Origin of the sequence: Amycolatopsis pittospori, from assembly GCF_013870525.1 — a bacterium.
Taxonomy (GTDB): Bacteria; Actinomycetota; Actinomycetes; order Mycobacteriales; family Pseudonocardiaceae; genus Amycolatopsis; species Amycolatopsis pittospori.
On the sequence record NZ_JACBXD010000020.1, the window covers coordinates 82,467 to 107,983 of the forward strand.

General features: G+C 67.9%; 21 protein-coding genes. 10 read left to right on the forward strand and 11 right to left on the reverse strand.

The window, feature by feature from the left end:
• Positions 1 to 109: 109 nt before the first annotated feature.
• Complete coding sequence (locus H5J31_RS14160; protein ID WP_181773005.1) at positions 110 to 3,832, forward strand: ABC transporter ATP-binding protein; 3,723 nt, start codon at positions 110 to 112, stop codon at positions 3,830 to 3,832.
• A 235-nt stretch (positions 3,833 to 4,067) separates the two neighbouring features.
• Complete coding sequence (locus H5J31_RS14165; protein ID WP_181773006.1) at positions 4,068 to 4,637, forward strand: DUF4291 domain-containing protein; 570 nt, start codon at positions 4,068 to 4,070, stop codon at positions 4,635 to 4,637.
• Here H5J31_RS14165 and H5J31_RS14170 read toward each other — a convergent pair.
• Positions 4,634 to 4,900, reverse strand: coding sequence for a hypothetical protein (locus tag H5J31_RS14170; protein WP_181773007.1), 267 nt, complete (start codon positions 4,898 to 4,900; stop codon positions 4,634 to 4,636). The two genes, H5J31_RS14165 and H5J31_RS14170, sit on opposite strands and share 4 nt — an antisense overlap.
• 369 nt (positions 4,901 to 5,269) lie before the next feature.
• Here H5J31_RS14170 and H5J31_RS14175 point away from each other — a divergent pair, with 369 nt between their 5' ends.
• Together H5J31_RS14175 and H5J31_RS14180 are read left to right on the forward strand one after the other, a co-directional pair.
• Complete coding sequence (locus H5J31_RS14175; protein WP_181773008.1) at positions 5,270 to 9,007, forward strand: multifunctional oxoglutarate decarboxylase/oxoglutarate dehydrogenase thiamine pyrophosphate-binding subunit/dihydrolipoyllysine-residue succinyltransferase subunit; 3,738 nt, start codon at positions 5,270 to 5,272, stop codon at positions 9,005 to 9,007.
• Between the two features lie 126 nt (positions 9,008 to 9,133).
• On the forward strand, positions 9,134 to 9,922 hold the full coding sequence (locus H5J31_RS14180; RefSeq protein ID WP_181773009.1) for an SMP-30/gluconolactonase/LRE family protein: 789 nt from the start codon (positions 9,134 to 9,136) through the stop codon (positions 9,920 to 9,922).
• On the opposite strand, the gene H5J31_RS14185 is transcribed toward H5J31_RS14180, so the two are convergent.
• Positions 9,919 to 10,650 (reverse strand): hypothetical protein, encoded by a 732-nt coding sequence (locus tag H5J31_RS14185; RefSeq protein ID WP_181773010.1) that lies wholly within the window; start codon positions 10,648 to 10,650, stop codon positions 9,919 to 9,921. The two genes, H5J31_RS14180 and H5J31_RS14185, sit on opposite strands and share 4 nt — an antisense overlap.
• 134 nt (positions 10,651 to 10,784) lie before the next feature.
• Positions 10,785 to 12,350: a S8 family peptidase gene (locus tag H5J31_RS14190; RefSeq protein ID WP_181773011.1), complete on the reverse strand. Its 1,566-nt coding sequence runs from the start codon at positions 12,348 to 12,350 to the stop codon at positions 10,785 to 10,787.
• Positions 12,351 to 12,744: 394 nt separating this feature from the next.
• Here H5J31_RS14190 and H5J31_RS14195 point away from each other — a divergent pair, with 394 nt between their 5' ends.
• Positions 12,745 to 13,260 carry a GNAT family N-acetyltransferase gene (locus H5J31_RS14195; protein WP_181773012.1) on the forward strand — a complete coding sequence of 172 codons (516 nt, stop codon included), beginning with the start codon at positions 12,745 to 12,747 and terminating at the stop codon, positions 13,258 to 13,260.
• A gap of 166 nt (positions 13,261 to 13,426) precedes the next feature.
• Here H5J31_RS14195 and H5J31_RS14200 read toward each other — a convergent pair whose 3' ends face one another.
• Genes H5J31_RS14200 through H5J31_RS14215 form a run of 4 tightly spaced genes read right to left on the reverse strand, consistent with a single transcriptional unit; the run spans position 13,427 to position 16,780 of the window.
• Complete coding sequence (locus H5J31_RS14200; RefSeq protein ID WP_181773013.1) at positions 13,427 to 14,326, reverse strand: ABC transporter substrate-binding protein; 900 nt, start codon at positions 14,324 to 14,326, stop codon at positions 13,427 to 13,429.
• Positions 14,323 to 15,012 carry an ABC transporter permease gene (locus H5J31_RS14205; RefSeq protein ID WP_181773014.1) on the reverse strand — a complete coding sequence of 230 codons (690 nt, stop codon included), beginning with the start codon at positions 15,010 to 15,012 and terminating at the stop codon, positions 14,323 to 14,325. Before H5J31_RS14205 ends, H5J31_RS14200 begins: the two co-directional genes overlap by 4 nt.
• The gene (locus tag H5J31_RS14210; RefSeq protein ID WP_181773015.1) at positions 15,009 to 15,692 is read right to left on the reverse strand and encodes an ABC transporter permease; all 684 of its coding nucleotides are present in this window, start codon (positions 15,690 to 15,692) and stop codon (positions 15,009 to 15,011) included. The genes H5J31_RS14205 and H5J31_RS14210 overlap by 4 nt, the downstream gene beginning before the upstream one ends.
• The gene (locus H5J31_RS14215) at positions 15,692 to 16,780 is read right to left on the reverse strand and encodes an ABC transporter ATP-binding protein (RefSeq protein WP_181773016.1); all 1,089 of its coding nucleotides are present in this window, start codon (positions 16,778 to 16,780) and stop codon (positions 15,692 to 15,694) included. Before H5J31_RS14215 ends, H5J31_RS14210 begins: the two co-directional genes overlap by 1 nt.
• Positions 16,781 to 16,871: 91 nt before the next feature.
• Between H5J31_RS14215 and H5J31_RS14220 the strand changes: the two genes are divergently transcribed.
• Complete coding sequence (locus H5J31_RS14220) at positions 16,872 to 18,275, forward strand: bis-aminopropyl spermidine synthase family protein (RefSeq protein WP_181773017.1); 1,404 nt, start codon at positions 16,872 to 16,874, stop codon at positions 18,273 to 18,275.
• A 95-nt stretch (positions 18,276 to 18,370) separates the two neighbouring features.
• Here H5J31_RS14220 and H5J31_RS14225 read toward each other — a convergent pair whose 3' ends face one another.
• Positions 18,371 to 19,546, reverse strand: a complete 1,176-nt coding sequence (locus H5J31_RS14225) for an NAD(P)-dependent malic enzyme (RefSeq protein ID WP_181773018.1) — start codon at positions 19,544 to 19,546, stop codon at positions 18,371 to 18,373.
• A 376-nt stretch (positions 19,547 to 19,922) separates the two neighbouring features.
• Here H5J31_RS14225 and H5J31_RS14230 point away from each other — a divergent pair, with 376 nt between their 5' ends.
• Positions 19,923 to 20,528, forward strand: a complete 606-nt coding sequence (locus tag H5J31_RS14230) for a dTDP-4-dehydrorhamnose 3,5-epimerase family protein (protein WP_181773019.1) — start codon at positions 19,923 to 19,925, stop codon at positions 20,526 to 20,528.
• Here the strand turns inward: H5J31_RS14230 and H5J31_RS14235 are convergent.
• On the reverse strand, positions 20,525 to 22,168 hold the full coding sequence (locus tag H5J31_RS14235) for a GMC oxidoreductase (RefSeq protein WP_181773020.1): 1,644 nt from the start codon (positions 22,166 to 22,168) through the stop codon (positions 20,525 to 20,527). The two genes, H5J31_RS14230 and H5J31_RS14235, sit on opposite strands and share 4 nt — an antisense overlap.
• Before the next feature lie 168 nt (positions 22,169 to 22,336).
• On the opposite strand from H5J31_RS14235, the gene H5J31_RS14240 reads away from it, so the two are divergent.
• On the forward strand, positions 22,337 to 23,014 hold the full coding sequence (locus tag H5J31_RS14240; RefSeq protein WP_181773021.1) for a hypothetical protein: 678 nt from the start codon (positions 22,337 to 22,339) through the stop codon (positions 23,012 to 23,014).
• Between the two features lie 192 nt (positions 23,015 to 23,206).
• Here H5J31_RS14240 and H5J31_RS14245 read toward each other — a convergent pair whose 3' ends face one another.
• Complete coding sequence (locus H5J31_RS14245; RefSeq protein ID WP_181773022.1) at positions 23,207 to 23,677, reverse strand: hotdog fold domain-containing protein; 471 nt, start codon at positions 23,675 to 23,677, stop codon at positions 23,207 to 23,209.
• A 63-nt stretch (positions 23,678 to 23,740) separates the two neighbouring features.
• Here H5J31_RS14245 and H5J31_RS14250 point away from each other — a divergent pair, with 63 nt between their 5' ends.
• Positions 23,741 to 24,334 (forward strand): acid phosphatase, encoded by a 594-nt coding sequence (locus tag H5J31_RS14250; RefSeq protein WP_181773023.1) that lies wholly within the window; start codon positions 23,741 to 23,743, stop codon positions 24,332 to 24,334.
• 1 nt (position 24,335) lies between these two features.
• On the forward strand, positions 24,336 to 24,818 hold the full coding sequence (locus H5J31_RS14255; RefSeq protein ID WP_181773024.1) for a GNAT family N-acetyltransferase: 483 nt from the start codon (positions 24,336 to 24,338) through the stop codon (positions 24,816 to 24,818).
• Here the strand turns inward: H5J31_RS14255 and H5J31_RS14260 are convergent.
• Positions 24,815 to 25,318: a hypothetical protein gene (locus tag H5J31_RS14260; RefSeq protein WP_328701482.1), complete on the reverse strand. Its 504-nt coding sequence runs from the start codon at positions 25,316 to 25,318 to the stop codon at positions 24,815 to 24,817. The genes H5J31_RS14255 and H5J31_RS14260 overlap by 4 nt on opposite strands.
• Between the last annotated feature and the right edge of the window lie 199 nt (positions 25,319 to 25,517).

Sequence of the window (25,517 nt, forward strand, 5' to 3'; positions counted from 1 at the left end):
GACATGAAAGGCCCGTTACTTGCAAATTTTGCAAGTAACGGGCCTTTCATGTCACACGGCCGCCCCCAACCGGGCCGGGCTTGTCGGTGTGGCCGCCTAGGCTGGCGGGGTGACTACTGCTCCACCGCGTCCGCGTCAAGCCAGTCCGGCTCGTGAGACGACCCCAGCACCCTCCAGCGGCTGGATCCGCCGCCTGGCCGCTTCGTGCTGGAAACATCCCTGGCTGGTCGTCCTGTCGCTGGGCGCGGCGATCATCGGTGTCGGGCTGCAGGCCGCCGGTCCGCTGCTGATCCGCGAGGCGCTCGACGGCGCCGTCGCCGGCGACACCTCCCGTCTCGGCCTGCTCGCCGCCGTGATGGCGGTGGTGCAGGTGCTGACCTTCGGCAACGCGTTCGCCCGACGGTACGTCGGTGGACGGCTGGCGCTCGACGTCCAGCACGATCTGCGCCGCCAGGTGTTCAACGCGGTCTCCCGGCTCGACGGCGGCAAGCAGGACGCGTTGCGCACCGGCCAGGTCGCCTCGCGCGCGATCTCGGATCTGCAGCTGGTCACGTCGGTCCTGATGCAGGTGCCGCTCTCGGCGGGTTCGGTGATCTTCGCGCTGCTTTCCCTCGGCGCGATGCTCTGGATGTCGCCGACGCTGACCCTGATCGCGATGGTGGTCGCCCCGGCGATCGCGATCATCATGGCCGTGAGCCGCAAACGGCTCTTCCCCGCGACGTGGGCGGCGCAGCAGCGTGCGGCCGATGTGGCGCAGCAGGTCGAGGAGACCGTCACCGGCGTACGCGTCGTGAAGGGCTTCGGCCAGGAAGCGCGCGAAGTCGCGAAGCTTGAGAAGACGGCGAGGAAGCTCTTCGCCGAACGCATGCGCGCGGCACGGCTGTCCTCGTTGCCCACGGCCACGACGGCGGCGCTGCCCGCGGCCGGTCAGGTCGCGGTGCTGGCCGTCGGCGGCGTGCTCGCGCTGAAGGGCGAAGTCAGCCTCGGCACCTTCCTGGCGTTCGCGACCTACCTCTCCATCCTGATCGGCCCGGCCAGGATGATCTCCAGCCTGGTCGTGCAGGCCCAGCTCACCCGCGCGGGCGCGGAACGGGTCAACGAACTGATCGACGCGCAACCGGACGTGGTGGACGGCCCGGACGCGCGGCCGCTGCCCGAAGGCCCGCTCGGCGTCCGTCTGGAGGACGTCTCCTTCGGCTACACGCGATCGGATCCGGTGCTCGACGGCCTCACCCTGGAAGCCCGGCCGGGCGAAACACTCGCCCTGGTCGGTACCGCCGGTTCGGGCAAGTCGACGATCTCCCTGCTGCTGCCCCGGTTCTACGACGTGCACAGTGGTTCGGTGCGGGTCGGCGACCTCGACGTGCGCGATGTCCGTCAACACGACCTGCGCAGCGTGATCGGCGTGGTCTTCGAGGAGGCGTTCCTGTTCTCCTCGTCGGTACGCGACAACATCGCCTACGGCAGGCCGGACGCGAGCGACGAGGAGATCCGCGCGGCCGCGCGCGCGGCGGAAGCGGACGAGTTCATCCAGCGCCTCCCCGACGGTTACGACACGCTCGTCGGCGAACGCGGACTCACGCTCTCGGGCGGGCAGCGGCAACGGCTCGGCCTGGCCAGGGCGCTGATGACCGATCCGCGCGTGCTCGTCCTCGACGACGCGACGTCCGCCATCGACACCGTCACCGAAGCCGCGATCCACGACACCCTGCGCTCGGTCACCGCGAGCCGGACGACGCTGCTGATCGCGCACCGCCGCTCCACACTCGCCCTCGCCGACAGGATCGCCGTCCTGGACAAGGGCCGCGTCGTCGACGTCGGCACGGAGGACGAACTGCTGGCGCGCTGCCCGCTGTTCCGTGAACTCGTCGCGGGACCGGGTGACGACGTCGAAGAGCCGCACCGCTGCGAGGGCCTCGACTGCGATCCCACGGGAATCACCCCCGCGCTGTGGCCGGAGCAGGACAAGGCCGACGAACTGGCGGGCGAGCGGAAAGGTTCCGGCGGCGAATGGGACGTCGACCTTCCGCCGACCGGCGAACTCCTCGAAGGCGTCCGGAAGCTCCCGCCGGCCACGGATACACCGAAGCTCCCCGGCACCGACGTCACCGCGCCCGAACCGAAGTTCCGCCTCGGCCGCCTGCTGAAGCCGGTGCGCGGTCCGCTCGCCGTGGTGATCGGGCTGGTCGCGGCCGACGCGCTGGCGACCATCGCGATGCCGGCGCTGTACCAGTACGGCATCGACAACGGCGTGCGCACCGGGCTGGAAGCGGTGATCTGGCTGGCCGCCGGGATCGGCGCGCTGGTGATCGTCGCGGACTGGCTGGCGATCTACTTCCAGACCAAGATGACCGCGCGGGTCGGCGAAACGGTGCTGTATTCCCTGCGGGTACGCAGTTACGCGCATCTGCAACGGCTCGGGCTCGACTTCTACGAGCGCGAGCTGTCCGGGAAGATCATGACCCGGATGACGACCGACGTCGACGCGCTTTCGACGTTCCTGCAGACCGGCGTCGCGCAGGCCGTGGTGAGCGCGCTGACCCTGGTCGGGATCGCGGCGGCGCTGATGATCACCGACATCGGGCTGGCGGCATACGCGCTGGCGGTCCTGCCGATCCTCATCGTGGCGACGGTGATCTTCCGTCGCGCGTCCTCGAAGGCGTACACCGAGGCACGGGAACGCGTCAGCGTCGTCAACGCGGACATGCAGGAGAACGTGAACGGGCTGCGGGTCGCGCAGGCGTACACGCGCGAAGAGCGCACGGCGGAGAAGTTCGCTTCCCGCAGTGACGAGTACCGGCGTTCACGGTTGCGGGCACAACGTCTCGTCGCGACGTACTTCCCTTTCGCCGCGATGCTTTCCGGACTGGCCGAGGTCGTGGTGCTGATCGTGGGCGCGAACCGCGTCGCGGCGGGAACGCTGTCGGCGGGTGTGCTGGTGGCGTTCCTTCTGTACCTGGGCCAGTTCTTCTCGCCGATCCAGCAACTGTCCTCGGTGTTCGACGGTTACCAGCAGGCGCGGGTCGGCCTGTCGCGCATCGGAGATCTGCTGCGCACGCCGACTTCCGTTCCGGAGGCGGAGAAACCGGTCGCGGTGCCGGAACGACTGCGGGGCGAAGTCTCGTTCAAGGACGTCGATTTCGCTTACACCGCAACGGACGAACCCGCGCTGACCCAGCTCTCACTGGAGGTTCCGGCCGGAGAGACCGTCGCCTTGGTCGGCGCGACCGGCGCCGGGAAGTCGACGGCGGTGAAGCTCGTCGCACGGTTCTACGACGCTACAGGTGGCGTGGTCCGCATCGACGGTGTCGACATCCGCGAGTACGACCTCGCCGCGCTACGCACCCGAATGGGCGTGGTGCCACAGGAAGCGCATCTGTTCTCGGGAACCGTCGCGGACAACGTGCGCTACGGCAGGCCTTCCGCGACGGACGCGGAAGTCGAGGCGGCCGTGCGGTCCGTCGGCGCGCTCGACGGCGTCGCCGCGCTCCCGGCCGGTTTCCACCAGCCCGTCGGCGAACGCGGCCGGTCCCTCTCGGCCGGACAGCGGCAACTCGTCGCGCTCGCCCGAGCCGAACTCGTCGACCCGGACGTCCTCCTGCTCGACGAGGCGACCGCCGCCCTCGACCCGTCCACGGAAGCCGCCGTCCTGCGCGCCACGGAACAACTCGCCCGGCGCCGCACGACCTTCGTCGTCGCGCACCGCCTCGCGACCGCCGCCAAGGCCGACCGGATCGTGGTCCTGGACCACGGCCGGATCATCGAACAGGGCACCCATACGGAACTGCTGGCGGTGGGCGGGCACTACGCGCGGCTGTGGTCCTTGGGCTGAGTCGGTCGTGAGTGTTTTGGGTCGTTCTAACGACACTTTCCACTCACGACCACCGGCACCGACGCTCACCAGCACACAGCTCCCGGGAGCGTTGCGAAAGCCACTTTCGCAACGTTGAAGGTTGCGAAAGTGGCTTTCGCAACGCCGTCCGGGCCTCCGCCGCCGAGCACCGCCCTGGCGGGCAAGGAAATTACGGTCGCGCGCCGACACCCGGACCTGTCACGCTGTACCGCAAATGAAAGAAGAGACACCGGCGTGGCAGATCCGCGCCGTCCACACCGAAACCACGATCCGCGTCTATCAGGCGTATTCGCCGTCCATCGCCGACGCCGCGCTGAAGGCTGGCACGTTCGTGCCGCCGTTCAAACGCGAACGCATGACCTGGATCAAGCCGTCCTTCCTCTGGATGGCGTACCGCTGCGGCTGGGCCGCGAAACCCGGTCAAGAGCGGGTGCTCGCCCTCGACATCACTCGCGAAGGTTTCGCCTGGGCGCTCGAGCACGCTGCGCTCAGCCACTACGACGCGGGCGTCCACGCCGACCAGAAGGCGTGGCGGATAGAGGTCAAGACCAGTCCGGTTCGCATCCAGTGGGATCCGGAACGCAGCATCCGGCTCGGTGCGCTGAAGCACCGTTCGCTCCAGATGGGGCTCAGCGGCGAAGCCGTCGATCGCTATGTCGACAAATGGATCACGGCGGTCACCGACGTCACCCCGGTCATGCGCGAGATCGGCGCCCTGGTCGCGGCGAACCGCATCGAAGACGCCGAAGCGCTGCTACCCGCGGAGCGCCCGTACCCCGGCTAAGGCCGCCACTTGAGGCCGCTCATCCCGGCGACCTCGAGATCCCGCTCCGAGGCCCACCGGAAGGTCCCGGGCCGGACGTGCACCCCGGCCGTCACCGCCCAGTCCGGCTCGTCGGGCTCGACGTGCTCCATCTCCTCGAAGTCGGAGAGCGTCGGCCAGACCGCCTCGCACGAGTCGCACCTCAGCACGACCTTGCCGGACTCGGTGACCAAGGGGCGCACGCGGCCCTCGTCCCAGAACGACGGACATTCATCCAGCCACATCGTCTGCCCCCTCGCGGGTGACCGGCGGCCGGCACGACACCGGCCGCATCCTTCACCCAGCGAAGCCCCCCGACGTGAACTCCAGGCTGTCCGGGCACGACCACCCAGCCAACCTTTACCGACGATTCAGTGACCTGACCTGCACAGACGGTGAAGCGACAGCAAAGGTCCCTTGCTCCCCCGGACGGCCGAGGCAGGGCCCGGCGAGCGGTACGGTTTCGATCTCTTGATCGAGACAGTGACCCATCACCTAGTGCGCCACGCCTCACACAGGCCAGTTCCATCACACGGCCGCCACCGAGGGGGTTAGCCTGGTAGGCGCATCAGCGGTGTTCAAGATCTCGAGACGGATAGAGGCGAGTCCAAGCCGTGTCCAGCAGCAGCCCTGCGTCACAATTCGGCCCCAACGAGTGGGTTGTCGAGGAAATGTACGACCAGTTCCTCGCCGACCCCACCTCAGTCGATGCCGCCTGGCACGACTTCTTCGCGGACTTCAAGCCAACGCAGGCCGCGCAGGACAAGGCTGACGACGCGCGTCAGACCTCCGGGGACCCCGGCAAGGAGGGCCCTGGTTCCAACGGCCAGACCGCCACCGCGCCGTCCGCGCAGACGGTCCGCAACGCCGAGTCCACCGCGAAGCAGACCTCCCCGAAGACCGAGGCGAAGGCCGCAGCACCTGCGAAGCCGGCCCCGAAGACCGAAGCGAAGGCGGCCGCACCCAAGGCTGCCCCCGCGAAGGCTCCCGCCAAGGCCGTCGAGAAGGACGCCGAGCCGGAGTCCAAGCAGCTCCGTGGCGCGGCCGCGGCGATCGCGAAGAACATGGACGCGTCGCTGTCGGTGCCGACGGCCACGAGTGTGCGCGCGGTGCCGGCGAAGCTGATGGCCGACAACCGCATCGTCATCAACAACCACCTCAAGCGCACGCGCGGTGGGAAGATCTCGTTCACGCACCTCATCGGGTACGCGATGGTGCGGGCGCTGAAGAACTTCCCGAACATGAACCGGCACTACCAGCTGATCGACGGGAAGCCGTTCGCGATCACGCCGGAGCACGTGAACTTCGGTCTCGCGATCGACATGAAGGGCAAGGAAGGCTCCCGCACGCTCGTCGTGGCCTCCATCAAGGCCACCGAGAACATGACCTTCATGCAGTTCTGGCAGGCGTACGAGGAGATCGTCAAGAAGGCCCGCAACGGCAAGCTGACGGCCGACGACTTCGCCGGCACCACGATCTCGCTGACCAACCCGGGCGGTATCGGCACCAACCACTCGGTGCCGCGGCTGCAGGCGGGCCAGGGCGCGATCATCGGCGTCGGCGCCATGCAGTATCCGGCGCACTTCGAGGGCACCAGCGAGAAGGCCCTGGTCGATCTCGGCGTCTCGAAGATCATGACGCTGACCTCGACGTATGACCACCGCATCATCCAGGGCGCGGAGTCGGGCGAGTTCCTCAAGCGCATCCACGAGCTGCTGCTGGGCGAGGACGGCTTCTACGACGACGTCTTCACCAGCCTGCGCCTGCCCTACGAGCCGATCCGCTGGGTCGCCGACATCCCGGACGGCCCGGTCGACAAGACCGCGCGCGTGATCGAGCTGATCGACGCCTTCCGCATGCGCGGTCACCTGATGGCCGACACCGACCCGCTGAACTACCGGCAGCGCAGCCACGCCGACCTCGACGTCCTCTCCCACGGCCTGACCCTGTGGGACCTCGACCGCGAGTTCCCGGTCGGCGGCTTCGCCGGCCAGGAGCGGATGAAGCTGCGTGACATCCTCGGTGTCCTGCGCAACTCCTACTGCCGCACCGTCGGTATCGAGTACACGCACATCCTCGACCCCGAGGAACGCCGCTGGATCCAGGACCGCGTCGAGATCCCGCACGAGAAGCCGGACCCCGCGGTCCAGAAGTACGTGCTCTCGAAGCTCAACGCCGCCGAGGCGTTCGAGACGTTCCTGCAGACCAAGTACGTCGGCCAGAAGCGCTTCTCCCTCGAAGGCGGCGAGACCGCGATCCCGCTGCTGGACACGCTGCTGGACAAGGCGGCCGAGCACGAGCTCGACGAGGTCGTCATCGGCATGCCGCACCGCGGCCGCCTGAACGTGCTCGCCAACATCGTCGGCAAGCCGATCGCGCAGATCTTCCAGGAGTTCGAGGGCAACCTCGACCCGGGCCAGGCGCACGGTTCCGGTGACGTGAAGTACCACCTCGGCGCCGAGGGCAAGTACTTCCGCATGTTCGGCGACGGCGAGACCAAGGTGTCGCTGACCGCGAACCCCTCGCACCTGGAGACCGTCGACCCGGTCCTCGAAGGCATCGTCCGCGCGAAGCAGGACCTCCTCGACAAGGGCGGCGAAGGCTTCACCGTCCTCCCGGTCCTGATGCACGGCGACGCGGCCTTCGCGGGCCAGGGTGTCGTGGCCGAGACGCTGAACCTCGCGCTGCTGCGCGGCTACCGCACCGGCGGCACCGTGCACGTCATCGTCAACAACCAGGTCGGCTTCACCACCGCGCCCGAACACTCGCGTTCGAGCCAGTACGCCACCGACGTCGCGAAGATGATCGGCTCGCCGATCTTCCACGTGAACGGCGACGACCCCGAGGCCGCGCACTGGGTGGCCAAGCTGGCCGTCGAATACCGCCAGGCGTTCCACAAGGACGTCGTGATCGACCTGATCTGCTACCGCCGCCGCGGCCACAACGAGGGCGACGACCCCTCGATGACGCAGCCGGCGATGTACGACATCATCGACACGAAGCGTTCGGTCCGGAAGACCTACACCGAATCGCTGATCGGCCGCGGCGACATCTCCGTCGAAGAGGCCGAAGCCGCGTTGCGCGACTTCTCCAGCCAGCTGGAGCACGTGTTCAACGAGGTCCGCGAGCTGGAGAAGCACCCGGCGAAGGCCAGCCCCTCGGTCGAAGAGGAGCAGCAGGTCCCGGCCAAGGTGCCCACCGCCACCACCACCGAGGTCATCGAGCACATCGGTGACGCGTTCCTCAACGTGCCCGAGGGCTTCACCCCGCACCCGCGGGTCAAGCCGGTCATGGAACGCCGCCACAAGATGTCCCGCGAAGGCGGCATCGACTGGGCGTACGGCGAACTGCTCGCCTTCGGCTCGCTGGCCATGGAAGGTCGCCTGGTGCGGCTGTCCGGCCAGGACTCCCGCCGCGGCACCTTCACCCAGCGCCACTCGGTGCTGATCGACCGCAAGACCGGCCAGGAGTACTCCCCGCTGGCCAGCCTGGCCGAGGGCCAGGGCCGCGTCATGATCTACGACTCGGCGCTGTCCGAGTACGCGGCCGTCGGCTTCGAATACGGCTACTCCGTGGCCAACTCCGAAGCGCTGGTCATGTGGGAAGCGCAGTTCGGTGACTTCGTCAACGGCGCGCAGACCGTCATCGACGAGTACATCTCCTCCGGCGAGGCCAAATGGGGCCAGCTCTCCGACGTCGTGCTGCTGCTGCCGCACGGCCACGAAGGCCAGGGCCCCGACCACACCTCCGGCCGCATCGAACGCTTCCTCTCGCTGTGCGCGGAGGGCTCGATGACCGTCTCGGTGCCGTCGACCCCGGCGAACTACTTCCACCTCCTCCGCCGTCACGCCCTCGACGGCGTGAACCGCCCGCTGGTGGTCTTCACCCCCAAGTCGATGCTGCGCAACAAGGCCGCCACCTCGGCGGTCGAGGACTTCACCGGCCAGACGAAGTTCATGTCGGTCATCGACGACGCCGACGTCGACCCGTCGAAGGTGCGCAAGGTCCTGCTGACGTCGGGCAAGCTGTACTGGGAACTGGTGGCCGAGCGGACGAAGCGCGAGGCGAACGACATCGCGATCGTGCGCGTCGAGCAGTACTACCCGCTGCCGAAGAAGAAGCTGCTGGCGGCGCTCGAGCGCTACAACGGCGCTCCCGCGGTCTGGGTCCAGGAGGAGCCGGAGAACCAGGGTGCGTGGCCGTTCTTCGGCCTCAACCTGCCGCGGAAGCTGCCGGAGGTGTTCTCCAGCCTGGACGTCGTTTCGCGGCGCCCGATGGCCGCGCCGTCGGCCGGTTCGTCCAAGGTGCACGAGGTCGAGCAGAAGGCGCTGATCGCGCGGGCCTTCGACTGATCGCCTGACCGTCCGTGAAGGCCTCCTTCCCTACTCTCAAAGTAGGGAAGGAGGCCTTCACGGCGTTCGGGTGTCGAAACCGGTGGAGCCCGTTCGTATAGGGGTAAACGAACCGAAGGAGACACCATGAAGACCCTGCTCGACGGCCTCAAGCTCCCCGAATCCGCCCGCTGGCACGACGGCCGTCTCTGGCTGGCGAACTGGGGAACCGGGCAGATCCTCGCCGTCACCCCCGGCGGCGAGAGCGAGGTCATCGCGAACGTGCCGTCCGCGATGCCGCTCACCTTCGACTGGCTCCCCGACGGCCGCCTGCTCATCGTCGACGGCCCGAAGGCCAACCTGCTCAACGCGGATCTGAGCGTCTACGCGGACCTCAGCCCGGTCGCCGGCTTCTGCAACGAGGTCGTGACAGACGGCCGCGGCAACGCCTACGTCAACGGCTCCCACGACCTGCAGGCGCCCGGCGCCATCGCCCTCGTCACCCCGGACGGCGAAGTACGCCAGGTCGCCGGCGACATCCTGTTCGGCAACGGCATGGTCATCACGCCCGACGACTCGACGCTGATCGTCGCCGAGTCGTACGGGAACCGCCTCACCGCGTTCGACATCGCCGAGGACGGTTCGCTGTCCGGACGGCGTGTGTGGGCCGACCTCGGCGGCGATCACCCCGATGGCATCTGCCTCGATGCCGAGGGCGCCGTCTGGTACGCCGACGTGGCGGAAAAACACTGCGTCCGCGTCCGCGAAGGCGGCGAAGTACTGCAGAAGGTCGAAGCCGATCGCGGTTGCTTCGCCTGCACACTCGGCGGCGAGGACGGGCGTTCGCTCTACGTCCTCGCCGCGGAATGGCACGGCTGGGAAAACCCGTTCGGCGACGGGCCGACCGGGCAGGTCCAGGTCACGGAGGTCGGCTAGCCGATCGCCTCGGAGGTCGCCTTCGCGACCTTCAAGGCGTTCTCCTTGCACAGCTCCTGGTCGAGCACGCCGGACGGATCGGAGCCGGTCACGATGATCTCCGCCTCCACGTTGCCCTGCTGGAGCTTGATCTGGCACTGGCTCGTGGAACTGAGCTTCGCGTGCACGGCCTTGGTCGCCTTGGCCATGCCGGGGATGACCACGCCGCCGTCCTTGACGGCGTTCTCGATCCCGGCCTTGGCCCAAGCCTCCCCAGCGCCCGACCCTGGTTCCTTCGACTTCGCCAGGTACATGCTCACCGTGGCCGAAGGCGCGCCTGCCTCACGCCAGCTGCAGGACGAACGCGTGTAGACGATCTCGTTGTTCGAAGTGCTCGCCGGTTCCTCGCCCTTCGGCGTTTCGAGCGGCGGCAGGTTCCTCACGCCGGTCCCGATCTTCTCGCAACCGGGCATGGAGGTGTACTTGTCCGGCGGCCCTGCCTTCTTGGACGGCGCCGCGGACGACGACGATCCGGAGTCGTCGGACAACAGCAGGAAGGCCGCGACCCCGCCACCGCCGAGCAGTACCACCGCACCGATCGCGATCCCGACGATGAGGCCGGTGTTGGACTTCTTGGGCGGCGGCGGACCGTATCCGGGCTGCGGGTATCCGGGATATCCCTGCTGCGGGTACCCCTGGTGCTGATACGGCTGCTGTGGCCCCTGCTGATAGGGCGGTCCGGGCTGCATGCGCAGAGGCTAAAGCCTCACGAAGGTCCTTAGTGGACGAACGCCCCAACTGGGGGCCGAATCACCCCGCCGGATACGCCGAAGGCCCCCTTCCCAGCAGGAGGAAGGGGGCCTTCGGGTATTTCAGGGGTGGATCAGAGGGTCAGCGACCAGCTGTTGAGCGTGCCGGTGTCGACCCGGTACACGTCCTGGACCTTCAGCTTCCAGGCGCCGTTCGCGGCCTCGGTCGAGGCGTTGACGGTGTACGTGGTGTTGATGTTGTCGGACGAGTCGTTGCTCGACCCCTTCAGGCGGTACGAGGAGCCGTCCGGCGCGACCAGGTCGATGACGAGGTCACCGACGTAGGTGTGCGTGATGTTCACCGCGACCTTGGTGGTGGCCGAGGCGTTGCGGGCGCAGTTGGCGACGGTGACCGTGCTGGTCACCGCGGCACCGGCGTCGGGGATGGCGACGGCGCCGCTGCTGGTCTGCGTGCCACAGGGCGTGGGCTCGGGGCCGGGGCCACCGCCGGTACCGGTGTAGAGCAGGACGTTCGGCGAACCGGTGCCCGGGTTGGTCACCTTGTTCTTGGTTCCGGCGTTGACCAGCGCGTCACGAACCTGCGCGGGCGTGGCCGTCGGGTTGGCCGAGGCGTACAGCGCGGCGGCGCCGACGACGTGCGGGGTCGCCATCGAGGTGCCGCTGATGGTGTTGGTGCCGTTGTTCAGCCATGTCGACGTGATGTTGCTGCCCGGCGCGAAGATGTCGAGGCAGGTGCCGATGTTGGAGAAGCTCGACCGCGCGTCCGTGTTCGTCGTCGAGCCGACCGTGATCGCCTCGGGGGTGCGGGCGGGCGAGGTGTTGCACGCGTTGGCACCGGTGTCGTTACCGGCCGCGACACCGTAGGTGACGCCGGCCGCGATCGACCGCTGGACGGCCTGGTCGAGGGTCGCCGAAGCGCCGCCGCCGAGGCTCATGTTCGCGACGGCCGGCTTGACGGCGTTCGCGGTGACCCAGTCGACACCGGCGATGACGCCGGCGGTGGTGCCGGAACCGGAGCAGTTCAGCACGCGGACGGCGACGAGTTTGACGCCCTTGGCCAGACCGTGCGCCGTGCCGCCGATGGTGCCGGCGACGTGGGTGCCGTGGCCCTGGCAGTCCGTCGCGTCGTTGTCGTTGTCGACGGTGTCACGGCCGTGGGTCGCGCGACCGCCGAAATCGGGGTGCGTGGTGAGGATGCCGGTGTCGACGACGTACGCGGTGACGTTGGACGCCGTGGTGCTGTAGCTGTACTTCTGGTCCAGCGGAAGGCTTTGCTGGTCGACCCGGTCCAGGCCCCACGACGGCGGGTTCAGCTGGTCCGTCGAGATCGAGACGGTCTGGTTCTGCTCCACGTAGGCCACCGCGGAGTCGGCGGCGACGCGCTTCGCCTGCTTTTCGGTCAGTGCGCCGGAAAAGCCGCGGACCGACGAGGCGAAGGTCTTCTCGACCGTGCCGCCGTGACGGTTCGTCAGGCTCTTCGCGGTGGCTTCGACCGACGAGCCGTCCTTCAGCACGACGATGTAGCTGTCCTTGATCGCCTTGGCGCTGCCCGCGTTGACGATCGAGCCTTCCGCCGCGGACGCGACGGTGGTGCCGCCGAGCGCGGTCAGCACGGCTACGGCAGCCGCGACACCGAAGGCAGGCAGACGTCTCTTCAGGGTTCCCAGGGAATTGTTCAAGATATTCCTCCCAGGCAGGGTCGACCCATGGGCATGAAGCGGCCCACCGGATCGTTTGGGGTGTTCTCAGAGGTGAAGCGCGTTCCACTTAGGAGCGCAGGCTGAGACTAAGTCGCGGATTCACCCTAAGGAAGACCTTGCATTACGGACATCTCGGTAGTATTGGGCACTCTTCCGACGCAGGTCGGGCACCGTTCAGCCCCCGCCTTTAGTCGCGTTTTGCACCGTACGGCCCACGAAGAATTGGGGATCCGCACATCCGGTGGTCGTTTTCCCGCCCACCGGTCGTTTCCGAGTCGTGCAAGAACACACGGATGGCCGCCTACTAAAGTCGCGACGTCGCGATGCGGAAAACGATTTCCATCCTACCTTCGGATGGACCACACTCGGCCGCATGCTGCTCCGACAGGAAACCCCGGCCGATCGCGAGGCGATCCACGCCGTACATCTGGCCGCGTTCGCGAAACGCAGTGTCCCCGTGGTCGAGGCGAAACTCGTCGACGAACTCCGCGCGGACGGTGATCTGCTCGGTGCACTGTCCATCGTGGCCGAACGCGACGGCGAAGTCGTCGGGCATGTCTGCTGCAGTCCCGCCCGGCTCGGCTCGGACGACAAGGCGACTGTCGGACTCGGCCCGCTCGGCGTCCTGCCCGAGTATCACGCTTCCGGTATCGGCTCGGCTCTCGTGCACGCGGTGCTCGGTGCGGCCGACGCGCTCGGCTACGGCGCCGTGGTCCTGCTGGGCGACCCGAACTACTACTCCCGTTTCGGCTTCGTACTCGCCGGACCGCTCGGGATCACGCCACCGGTCGCGGAATGGGCGCCGCATTTCCAGGTCCGCACCCTGGCCGCCTACTCGGACGACCTTCGAGGCGAGTTCCGCTACTCGCCCGCCTTCGATCGCCTCTGACCCTGTCGGTACCTCGGGTCGTGAGTGGCGATTCGGGTTCTAACCCGAATCGCCACTCACGACCACTTCGGCCAGGCGGTGCTCAGGTGATGGGCGTGACCCGTTGCCGGCGAGGCGTGACTGGATCCTGCCGCCTGACCCGCATCCAGAGGACTAAACGCGTGGGTCAGGAGGGCGCGAGGAGGTTGTTGCGGCGCAGGAACTCCTCGGCGACGTCGAGCGGGTTGCGCTTCTCCTCGCTGAACTGGACGTTCAATTCTGTCAATTGATCGGTGGTGAGCGCCGCCGAAACCCGGTTCAGCGCGTCGACCTCCTTGGGCGAAAGCGTCCCCTTCGCGACCAGGGGCACGATGTTCTGCGCGGGGAACATGTTCTTGTCGTCCCGCAGCGGCACGAACCCGTTCGCGGCGATCGTCGAAGACGTGCTGAACAGGTCGGCCACCTGGATGTCCCCGGACTTCAGCGCGGCGACCGTGACCGGGCCGCCGGTGTCGGTCGTCCGGATCTCCTTGAACTCGCAGCCGTAGAGCGTCTTGATCTTGTCCTTCCAGCGGCTGCTCCACTGGCCGGGACCCCCGAAGACGAGGTCCTTGCAGCGCGCGCCGAGGTCGGAGAAGGTCTTCACGCCGGAATCGGCGAGTTCCTTCCGCACCACCAGGAGGTCCTTGTCCTCCGCCGGCGCCTGTTCGAGCACCTCGAACCCGGATGGCAGCTTCTGCTTCAACTGCGTGTAGACGTCCTGCGGTGTGGTCGCCTGCGTCTCCTTATCGAAGTAGCGCAGCAGGTTCCCGCTGTAGTCCGGAACCACCGAAAGCGACTTGTCCTGCAATGCCTTGACGACGACCTCGCGGCTGCCGACCGGCGGGCGCACGGTGACGTTCTCCGCTCCCGCGTTGCGCAGCGCGCCGGCGTAGATCTGGGCCAGCAGAAGGCTTTCCCCGACGTCGGACGCGCCGATGATGATGTCGCCGGTCGCGCCGCCCTCGGCTCCACCGGCGAGCGGGTTACCGCAGCTCGTTGCCAGCAAAGCGATCCCGGCGAACAGTGCCGCCACCGTCCGCCTCATACTTTCGCCTTCTTCCCGCTCGCGGCCTGCGCCAGCCGTACTCCCTTGGGTACCAGCGCCCGCTGGACGCCTGCCAGGACGAGGTCCAGCACGACGGCGAGCAATGTGGTCAGGACGGCGCCCGCGACCACCTGCGGATAGTCCAAAATGGCCAGTCCGTCGAGCAGGAACCGGCCGAGGCCGCCGAGCCCGACGTACGCCGCCACGGCGGCCGTCGCCACGAGTTGCAGCACCGAGTTCCGCACCCCGCCGAGTACCAGCGGCAGCGAAATGGGCACCTCGACCTTCCACAGGCGTTGCCAGCCGGTCATCCCGATCCCCTGCGCCGCGTCGACGACGCCGTGATCGGTCGCCTGCAGTCCCGCGTACGTCCCGGCGAGGATCGGCGGGATCGCGAGCACCACGAGCCCGATGATCGTCGAAATCTCGCTTTCGGTGAAGAGCAGGAAGAGAAAGGTCACCAGGCCCAGCGTCGGCAGCGCGCGGATCGCGTTGCCGCCGCTCACCAGGAGCACCGCGCCGCGGCCGGTGTGCCCGACGTAGAGCCCGAGCGGGATCGCGATGATCAGCGCGAAGACCAGCGCCAGCAAGGTGTAGCCGAGATGCTGCAGAAGCCGGTTGAGGATGCCGTCCGTGCCCTGCCAATGGGCCGGATCGCCGAACCAGCTCAGGACGTCGCCGATCATTTCGCCCCCGCCGTGGTCGCCACCCGGTCCCAGGGTGTGAGGAGATCACGTAGCCGCACCAGCAAGAGGTCGACGATCAGCGCCAGCAGCAGCGTCGCGACGATGCCGACGACGATCGGCGAGAAGTACTCGCGCTGGAAACCGTCGGTGAAGAGCACGCCGAGCCCGCCAGTGCCGATCAGCGCGCCGACGCTGACCAGGCTGATGTTGCTGACCGAGGCCACCCGGACGCCGGCCGCGAGCACCGGCACGGAAAGCGGCAGTTCCACGGTGAGGAATTTGCGCGCGGGTTTGTAGCCGACGGCGGTCGCCGCCGCGACGACATGCGGCGGGACGGCGTCGAGCGCGTCCAGTACCGGGCGCACCAGCAGGGCGGCGGTGTAGACGGTCAGCGCGACGATGACGTTGACGCTGTCGAGGATCTTCGAGCCGATGATGCCGGGGATCACCACGAACAACGCCAGCGACGGGATCGTGTACAGCAGGTTCGACACCACCAGCAGTACGGAGCGCACCGCGGCGAACCGGTGGCCGAGCCAGCCCGCCAGCACCGCGATCACCAGGCCCAGCACCAGCGGGACCAGGGAAAGGTAGATGTGGTCGAGCAGGTCGCCGAAGAACTGCGAGCGGTTGTTGGCGCTGCCGAGGTAGCGGCCTAGTTCCGCGAAGAAGTCCCCCATCAGGAACCCAGCGGCAGCGCTTCGATCACTTCGAGAACTTGTTTGGCTCTGACCACGCCGAGGACCTTGTTGCCGGAATCGACGACGACGCCGAGACTCGCGGGCGACGACAGCGCCGCGTCGAGCGCGCCGCGGACCGGGGTCCCCTGCACGTACAGCGATCCGCCCGCGACGAGGTCGCTCTCGGCCAGCTCGCCGTCCACAGTGGACTCGGGCCGCAGCCAGCCACGCGGCTGCCCGTCGGCGTTGACGGCGACCCGCCAGGCTTCGGCCGGACCCGTGACGGGCTTGCCGACCTCGACGCGCTCGACGTCCTCGACGACGATTCCGTCCGCCGAAAGGAAAGAGAGGCCGCGGTAGCCGCGGTCCTTGCCCACGAACGACGCCACGAAGTCGTCGACGGGGTGACGCAACACATCCGACGGCGTGCCGTACTGCGCGAGCACACCTCCGACACGGAGGACCGCGATCTTGTCGCCGAGGCGCACGGCCTCGTCGATGTCGTGGGTGACGAACACGATCGTCTTACCCAGCTGCGACTGGAGGCGCAGCAACTCGTCCTGCAGTTCCTCGCGGACGATCGGGTCGACGGCGGAGAACGGCTCGTCCATCAGCAGCACCGGCGAATCCGCGGCGAGCGCCCTGGCGACGCCGACGCGCTGCTGCTGGCCGCCGGAAAGCTGTGCCGGGTACCGCTTGCCGAGTTCCGCGGGCAGGCCGACGGTCTCCAGGAGCTCGGCCGCGCGTTTGCGTGCCTTGCCCTTGTCCCAGCCGGACAGCAGCGGCACGGTGGCGACGTTGTCGAGAACCGTCCTGTGTGGAAAGAGTCCGGCGTGCTGGATGACGTAGCCGATACCGCGGCGCAGCAGCGCCGGGTCCCCTTCGCTGACGTCCTTGCCGTCGAGCAGCACGGCACCCGAAGTCGGCTCGACCATGCGGTTGATCATCCGCAGCGACGTCGTCTTGCCGCAGCCGGACGGCCCGACGAAGACGGTGATCGTGCCGTCCTCCACGGTCAGGTTCAGGTCGTTGACCGCGACCGTCCCGTCCGGATACCGCTTGGTCACGCCACGGAACTCGATAGTCACGTGTCTCTCCCCATGTCTGGTCGAAAAACCGTAGCCCAGATCCTGCCTGTTGGCACGGTGTCTCAGGGAGCGGGTCACTAGGCTGCCCGCTGTGAGCTCTCTCGTCGACGACGTCCTCGCGGCGCACGGTGTCCACGTGCGACCGCTCCATCAGGTGATTTCCCTGCTCCGGACGGATTGGCGTGACCTCGGCGAACTGGTCCGGATCAGCACCGCGCCACGCCGGAGTGTCGAAGACGTCCTGAACGCGCTCGGCGACGACCTCGAGCGGGACGGCTCCCGCCTCCGGTTGGCCCCGGCAGCCCGCGAGAAGTACGCGCGTTTCGAGGCGAAGGACCGGAAAACCGATCCCGACCTGCTGAAGACCATCACGAGTTACGTCGAGAACGTGCCGCCGCCGCTGGCCGCGCTCGACCACGTGCAGGCGACGCCGGAGACCGTGCTGAACCGCGCGCTGTGGCTGGACGAGCGGTACGACCTCGGTACCGCGAAGCTGCTCTTCCTCGGTGACCATGACCTCACATCGCTGGCCGTACGCGCACTACGTCCCGACGCGGACCTCACCGTCGTCGACCTCGACGACCGGGTGCTGGCCTACATCGACGAACTGAGCGAGCGGTCGATCCGCACGCTGCACACGGATCTGCGCGTCGGACTGCCACCCTCGGTGACCGGCCGGATGGATCTCGTGTTCAGTGATCCGCCTTACACCCCCGAAGGAATGGGGCTGTTCGCGGCGCGCGGGGTCCAGGCGCTCACCGAACCCTCGGACGGACGACTGCTGCTCGCCTACGGCTACAGCCCCCGGCATCCCGCGTTGGGCGCACAGGTACAGCGCGCGCTCGCGACGCTCGGGCTGACCTTCGAAGCGATCCTGCCGGACTTCAACCGCTACTTCGGGGCGCAGGCGATCGGGAGCGCGGCGGACCTCTACGTCTGCCAGCCGACCGCGAAGTCGAAGAAGAACCGCGGAGGCAAGGGGAAGTCCGCGATCTACACGCACGGACCGCAGTCCGTGGAATCCGCGGGCGCGGCCAAGCCGTCGCTGCTCGACAAGCTGCACGAGATCGCCACCGAGGGCGGGCTGGCGCTGGAGTCGCGGCCGGTCGACTGGTCCGTGTCCGGACCGGAGGGCGACGCCGTCGCGATGGACCTCTCGGCCGACCCCGGCCCGTGGCTGCTGCGGACACTGCTCGGCACCAACGCCCGGCGGCTGGCACTGCTGGTCCCGAACTCGCATCCGGATCTGACGAACGCCGAGGCGCAGGGCGCGCTCAACCGGCTGGTCGGGGCGAAGTACAAGCTGCGGCTGCTGCGGAGCACCCCGGACAACCGGCACGCGATCGTCGTCGCGGACTCCGTCGAGCATCCCGAGGAGCTGCTGACCAGGGCGCACGCGCGGCTGGCGAACGTCTCCTTGGACGTCCCGTCCGACCTGACGGACGCGCGGCTGATCGACCTGCCGCGACACCGTCTCACCGAACTGCTCGCCTGACCGCACCGCCTCAGGACGTTATGAAAGGTCCGTTCATAACAAGATCTGTTATGAACGGACCTTTCATAACGCGTTCGCGAGCGTGAAAGGGCCGGTCACACCACGCCGTCGGCCTCGGCGGCCTTCGCGACCGCGGCGGCCACCTCGGGCGCGACGCGCGGGTCCAGCGGGCTCGGGACGATGCGGTCCGGGCCCAGGTCGTCCTGCGCGACGGAGAAGATCGCGTCGGCGGCGGCCAGCTTCATGTTCTCGGTGATCGCCCGCGCGCCGGAGTCCAGGGCGCCGCGGAAGACACCGGGGAAGGCCAGCACGTTGTTGATCTGGTTCGGGAAGTCGCTGCGCCCGGTCGCCACGATCTTGGCGTACCGCGACGCCGCGGCCGGGTGAACCTCGGGGTCCGGGTTGGACAGCGCGAACACGATGGCGTCGTCGGCCATCCCGGCCAGCAGGGACTCGTCGATGGTCGCCCCGGACAGGCCCAGGAAGACGTCGGCGCCCTTCAGCGCCTCGCCGAGGCCTCCGCGCAGGCCGGCCGCGTTTGTGGTCTCGGCCAGCTTCTGCTTGATCGGGTTCAGGCCCTCGCGTCCTTCGTGGATGATGCCGCGCGAGTCGAGCACGGTGACGTCCGCGACGCCGGCGTTCCGCAGGATCTTGGCGCAGGCCACACCCGCCGCGCCCGCTCCCGAAACGACCACGCGCTGGCCGGAGATGTCCTTGCCGAGGACCTCGTTCGCACCGCGCAGCGCGGCCAGCGTGACGATCGCAGTGCCGTGCTGGTCGTCGTGCATGACCGGGCAGTCGAGGACCTCCTTCAGGCGGTCCTCCAGCTCGAAGCATCGCGGCGCCGAGATGTCCTCCAGGTTCACCGCGCCGAACGACGGGCGCAGCCGGACCAGGGTCTCGATGATCTCGTCGACGTCGGTGGTGTCGAGCACCAGCGGGATCGAGTCGAGCCCGCCGAAGGTCTTGAACAGGACCGACTTGCCCTCCATGACCGGCAGCGAAGCGCTCGCGCCGATGTCACCGAGACCGAGCACCGCCGTACCGTCGCTGACCACCACGACCAGCCTGTCCGCCCACGTGTACCGCTTCGCCTTGGCCGCGTCCTCGGCGATCGCCAGGCTCACCTTCGCCACCCCAGGCGTGTACGCGACCGAGAGGTCACGGGGCGAGGAGATCGGGCGAGTCGCGGCCACGGAGAGCTTGCCGCCCTCGTGTCCTGCGAAGATCTCGGTGTCCGTCACTGGCGTGGTCATCGTGGTTCCCGTCATTGCTTCCGCCGTATCTGGGGACGGCGAAGTCTCGATTCGTGCGTAGGTCACTGGAATTCTCCTGGGACTGCGAGCGGGGGAACTGGTAGATGGGCAGGCCGAAAAGGGCATGGCCCGGCCACCTGGGGTAACTCGTCCTCCGACACGGCAGCCCAGCGCGGTAGCGCCGGCCTGTCGGCGAAGCGTCCATTCGGCCATCGGTGCCGTGGGTGTGGCGACGGCCGCGGACGCAGCGGTCAGATCATTGTGACAGGACTACGGACCAGTGTGCCCCTCTGGTGCGGTTGATGTCACAAAGAGGCCCTTCTTTCCGCAGCTCAAAAGAGGTTTTGCAAGACGTCCATCCGGTTTGGGAACGCCCGTTAGCATGATGCGCATGCAAGCCAGGCGCCTCAGCATCCCCGATTCCTTCGAGTTCACCCCTCGCGTTTTCCCCGATCACCGCGGCTTGTTCGTGGCTCCGTTCCAGGGGGAGCTCTTCGCCGAGACGGTGGGACATCCGCTTCGCCTGGCGCAGACCAACACCAGCGTTTCCCGGCGCGGGACGATCCGCGGCGTGCACTTCGCGGACACCCCGCCCGGGCAGGCGAAATACGTGTACTGCCCGAGCGGTTCACTGCTCGACGTGATCGTCGACCTGCGCGTCGGTTCGCCGTCGTTCGGTGAATGGACGTCCGTGCTCCTCGACGGCACCGAGTACAAATCGGTCTATCTCGCCGAAGGCCTCGGCCACGCCTTCATCGCGCTCGAAGACGACACGGTGATGGCCTACATCTGCTCGGAGCCGTACAACCCGACAGGCGAACACGGCATCAACCCGATGGACGCCGACCTCGCACTGCCGTGGCCGCAGGACATCGAACCCGTTCTGTCCGAAAAGGACACTGAAGCGCCTGGCCTGAAAGAGGCACTGGAGCAGGGATTGCTGCCTCGGTACGACGAATGCGTCGCGTACTACGAGACGTTGCGGGCGAGGGGCTAGCGCAGGCCGTCTTCCCGCAGCACTCGGTCCACGTTCCGCTCCGCCAGCGCGGTGATCGTCACGAACGGGTTGACCCCGGTACTGCCGGGGATCAGGGAACCGTCGGTCACGTAGAGATTCCGGTAGCCCTTCACCCGGCCGTACAGGTCGGTGGCCTTACCCAGCACCAATCCTCCCAACGGGTGATAGGTGAACCGGTTCTCGAACGACCGGGTGTCGCCGAACAGGTCACTCCGGTAGATCGTGCGATTCGCTCGGTTGACCTTGTCGAACAACGACTTCGCCGCGTCGATCGACGGCTTCCCCTGCGAAGCGGTCCACCGCAGCCTCGCGGAGTCACTGGCGGCGTCGTAGGTGAAGTGACCGCGTTCGGGATTCTTCGTGATCGCCAGGTACAGGCTCAGCCAGGTCTCGATCCCGGCCGGCACCGGCGCGACCTCGGCGAAGACCGGGTTCACCGGGTCGTCCCACGCGTCGATGCCGAGCGCGGGCATCCCCGACTGCAGCGAGCCGCCGAGGTCCCAGGCGTGGTTGGCGCGGCCCAGCATCACGTTGCCGTTGGTCCCCCAGCCCTGTCCGACCTCGTCGTTCAGATCGGGCAACGTCCCGGTCTCCCGGGCCCGCACCAGCAACTCCGTCGAGCCGAGACTGCCGGCGCCGAGGAACAGGTACTTGGCGCCGAGCTGCTTCCTCGCGACGACGGCGCCGTTCTCGGCGGTCTCGTGGACGGTCAGGACGTAGGTGCCATCGGTCTGACGGATGATCCCGCGAACCTGGTGCAGCGTCTTGATCGTCACCTTGCCGGTGCCCAGCGCGGCCGCGAGATAGCTCTTGTCGAGGGACCGCTTGCCGTGGTTGTTGCCGTAGATGACCTCCGAAGCGAGCGCCGACCTCGGTACCGTGCCCGCCTCCTCCTGTTTCAGGTATTCGAAGTCGTAGACGCTGGGCACGAACACCGTCTTGAGGCCCGCCCGCGCCGCCGACTTCCGCGAAACCCTCGCGTACTTGTAGGACCGGCAGGTTTCGAACCAGCGCGGGTCGATGTTGTTGACACCCAGGGCCTGGTTGGCCCGGGGAAAGTACGTTCCGTACATCTCGTCCGCGTCGACCGCGGGCAGGATCTCCTCGAAGTACGAACGTTTCGGTGTCACCGCCATCGCCCCGTTGACCAGCGAACCGCCGCCGACACCCCGTCCGACGTACACGGACATGTCGCCGTAGTTCACCTTGTCGAGGACACCGGGGTACTGCGCGATGTCCCGGTTCGCCAGATCCAGCCAAAGGAAGGACGCGAGCGGTGCCTGCGTGCGGTTCTTGAACCACATCGCGCGCCTGTCCGGCTGGAGCATGTCGCAGAAGACCTTGCCGTCGGAGCCGGCGGTGTTCCACAGCCTGCCCATTTCGAGCATGACCGTGGGGATCCCGGCCTCGCCGAGGCGGAGCGCCGTGACGGCGGCGCCGTAACCGGTGCCGATGACCACGGCGGGCGAGAAACCCGAGGACGATTCGGCCGATTCCGCGGCCTGAGCGGCGGAAATCGTGGTGAGCCCGAGAGCGGCGGCGGAGTTGAGCGCGGTGAACCCGAGGAATTTGCGGCGCGACAGCGAGGACTGTGGGATCAGCGGGGTCAGCGGGGACATGGGCCGATGATCACCCGGCACTTCCAGGACCTTCAAGACCGAATCCGAAGGAGATTCGCGTCAGCTGGGTAAACACCGTTAATGTTCACTCGAACGTGGCGATTTCCGGGATCCCCTGGGTGGCTTCCCCGATGTGACACAGACCGCGACAGACCACTCTTTCCGGTCATGAGACGTCTTCTCGCAGCGGCCGCCGCAGCGTTGTCCGCCGCAGCCATCGTCGCCCTTCCCGTACCCGCCTCGGCGGCGCCGTCCCCCTTGCCGGACTTCGACTTCTCCGCCTGCCCGGCCCCGCCCGCCAACGCCGACCCCGGCACCTGGCGGTGCGAAGCCTTTGTCTCGCAGGGAATCCTGACCATCGGCGGCCGCGAGATCCCACTCGGGGAGATGCGGCTGACATTCTCGGAAGGCAAGGTGAACGGCGAATACGCGCAGGTGTTCGGCGAATTGCGCCACGCGCCCGCCCGAATCCGCGACACCTTCGGCGCGACCCTGCAGCTGAAGTACGGCGGCTACTCCGACTTCCTGTCGAATGATGAGCGCCGCGGCGAACTGGACCTCTACGCGGTGCTGCGGCATCCCTTGCTGCCCAAGGGATGCACGGTCGGCAGCCTCGACGCGCCGCTGCACTCGATCGTCAAGGACGACCCCGCGGTGCCGTTCGAGGTGATCTCGCAGAACCCGACCACCGTGAAGTTCGGCGTCGTCGACACGCGACTCGCCCTGCCTGGCACGTCGGGTTGCGGCCGTCTGGCCCCCGTCGCCGACCACCTGCTCGACCTGCCGTCACCAAGCGGGAAGAACACCTTCACGCAGGTGACCTACGTACAGTTCAAGCCCCTCTGACCTCTCGCGTTCAGTCCTCTGAATGCGGTGATTGCACACACGCAAGGACCGCATTCAGAGGACTAAACGCGCCCGGGGATGCGGGTCCCGGGGGCACGCGCGGGGCGCCCGGCGCCTACCCGCGTTCAGTCCTCTGGTTGCGGTAGTCAGACGTCGAACTACCGCATTCAGAGGACTAAATGCGACAGTGGGCTACTTCTTCTTAGTGACCCAGATGGTGATGGTCGCGGTCACGACGGTCTTCCCGTGCGTGTCCGTGATCGTCACCGGGACCGGGAGCTCGAAGCCCTCGTCGCCGAATTCCGGCAACTCCGGCAGCTCGGCGACGGCACGCAGGCTCGTCTCGGCCTTCGCCACATAGGAAACCGTCATGCCCTTGGGCAGCCAGCGATGCGTCGTCGGGACGGTCGCCTCGGCGAGCATGCCCATGGAGATCTCGGCGAGGTTGCATGCCGCGATCGCGTGAAAAGTCTTGATGTGGTTGTAAACACCCCACCACTTCGGGGACGTGACCTCGCACCGGCCGGGTCGCAGTTCGCGCACCGACGGCAGCACGGTCCGGAAGTACGGCACACGCAGGCACATCGCCGCGGAGAAGAGCTGTTTCCCGACCGGTTTTCCGGCCAGCCGGGTCCACATCGCGTAGGTCTGGTTCTGCGCCATCACGGTCTCCTCATCATGTTACTCGCCAGTAGCATAACCGGACCGCAGGCTATATTCGCAACCGTGGCTCATCGGCTCTTCCTTCTCCGGCACGGTCAGACCGAGTGGTCCGTCAACGGGCGGCACACCGGACGCACCGACATCCCGCTCACGCCCGCGGGCGAAGGGCAGGCCCGAGCGGCGGGCGGCACCCTGCGCGCCGTCCTCGGCGGCAGCCCCGCACTCGTCCTCTCCAGCCCCCGCACCCGCGCTCAGCGGACGGCCGAACTGGCGGGCCTGCGCGTCGACGAAGTCACCGAAGAGCTGGCCGAATGGGATTACGGCGACTACGAGGGCATCACCACACCGGTGATCCGCGAGACCGTTCCAGGGTGGACGGTCTGGACGCACCCGATCCCCGGCGGTGAAAGCGCGGAAGACGTCAACGCCCGCGCCGACAAGCTGATCGACCGCGTCCGCGAGCCACTGGGCAAGGGGGACGTGATCCTGGTCGGCCACGGGCACTTCAGCCGCGTGCTGGTCGCGCGCTGGATCGGACTGCCGTCCACGGCCGGCGTCCACTTCGGACTCGACCCGGCCGGCGTGGCGGTACTCGGCGACGAACGCGGCGAGCCCCAGATCGAACACCTCAACCTGCTCCCCACCACCGAGGACTGAAATGGCCGACGAACGAATCCGCCGCATCCGCGAGGAAGACGTCGACGCCGTCGTCCGGCTCGTCTACGACCTCGCCGAGTTCGAACGCGCGCCCGACGAATGCCACCTCACCCCCGGACAGCTGCGCACGGCTCTGTTCGGCGAGGCTCCGGCCCTGTTCGGGCACGTCGCCGAGGTCGACGGCGAGATCGTGGGTTACGCGCTCTGGTTCCTCAACTTCTCCACCTGGCGCGGAGTGCACGGCGTCTACCTCGAAGACCTCTACGTCCGCCCCGAACAGCGCGGCTCCGGCCTCGGCAAGGCGCTGCTGGCCACGCTCGCGGCGGTCTGCGTCGAGCGCGGCTACGCCCGCCTCGAATGGTCGGTGCTGAACTGGAACCCGGCCCAAGGCTTCTACAAGTCGCTCGGCGCGGTGCCGATGGACGAATGGACCGTGGACCGCCTCACCGACGAGCCGCTCAAAGCCCTCGCGGCCCAGGTCTAGGAGTCGCGTTCCTCGCGTTCGCGACGCGCCGCCCGGCCGGCGGCACCGTCGCGTTCGGCGGCCTCTTCCTCCGTCTCGCCTTCCTGCAGCCCGAGTGCCCACGCCCGCGACGGGCGGCGGAACAGCAACACGATGACGACTACGCCGATCAGCCCCAGCGGCACGCCCCAGGCGGGCTGCCCCGAGGGGCCGGCGCCGTACCAGCCGACGCCGACCAGGATCAGCGCGACGACGACGCCGGGCGAGCGCGCCCAGGTCTTGCCCATCGCCAATCCGGCGGCACACGCGAGCGTCCCGGCGGCGAGGACGAGGTAGTAGGCGACCTCGGCCACCAGGTTCTCCGGCCCGGCCTGGCCGTTGATCAGCAGGAGAACCGCGAAGACGATGAGGGCGAGCCCCGGCAGCGCGGTGATGAGCCCGGCGAAGCGGACTTCACGGGGCGCGGGCGAGAGCTTGTCGGCGATGGACACGGCGAAACAGCCTTCCAGGCTTCCGGACACGGCTCCGCACCAGGGCGGGTCACCGTACGTGAGCACTTTCGATCGTATGCCACCCGGTCGGCCGGTTTCTCCTGGCCGCCGAGAGGGAAAAATCGAGGTGTCGTCGATGAGCGGGCGGTCGGCCCGGGTGCACTTGTCACGACGCGCGGTAACTCGCCGGTAGTGAGGAGGGACGCCCGTCACAGGGTCATACGGTGCT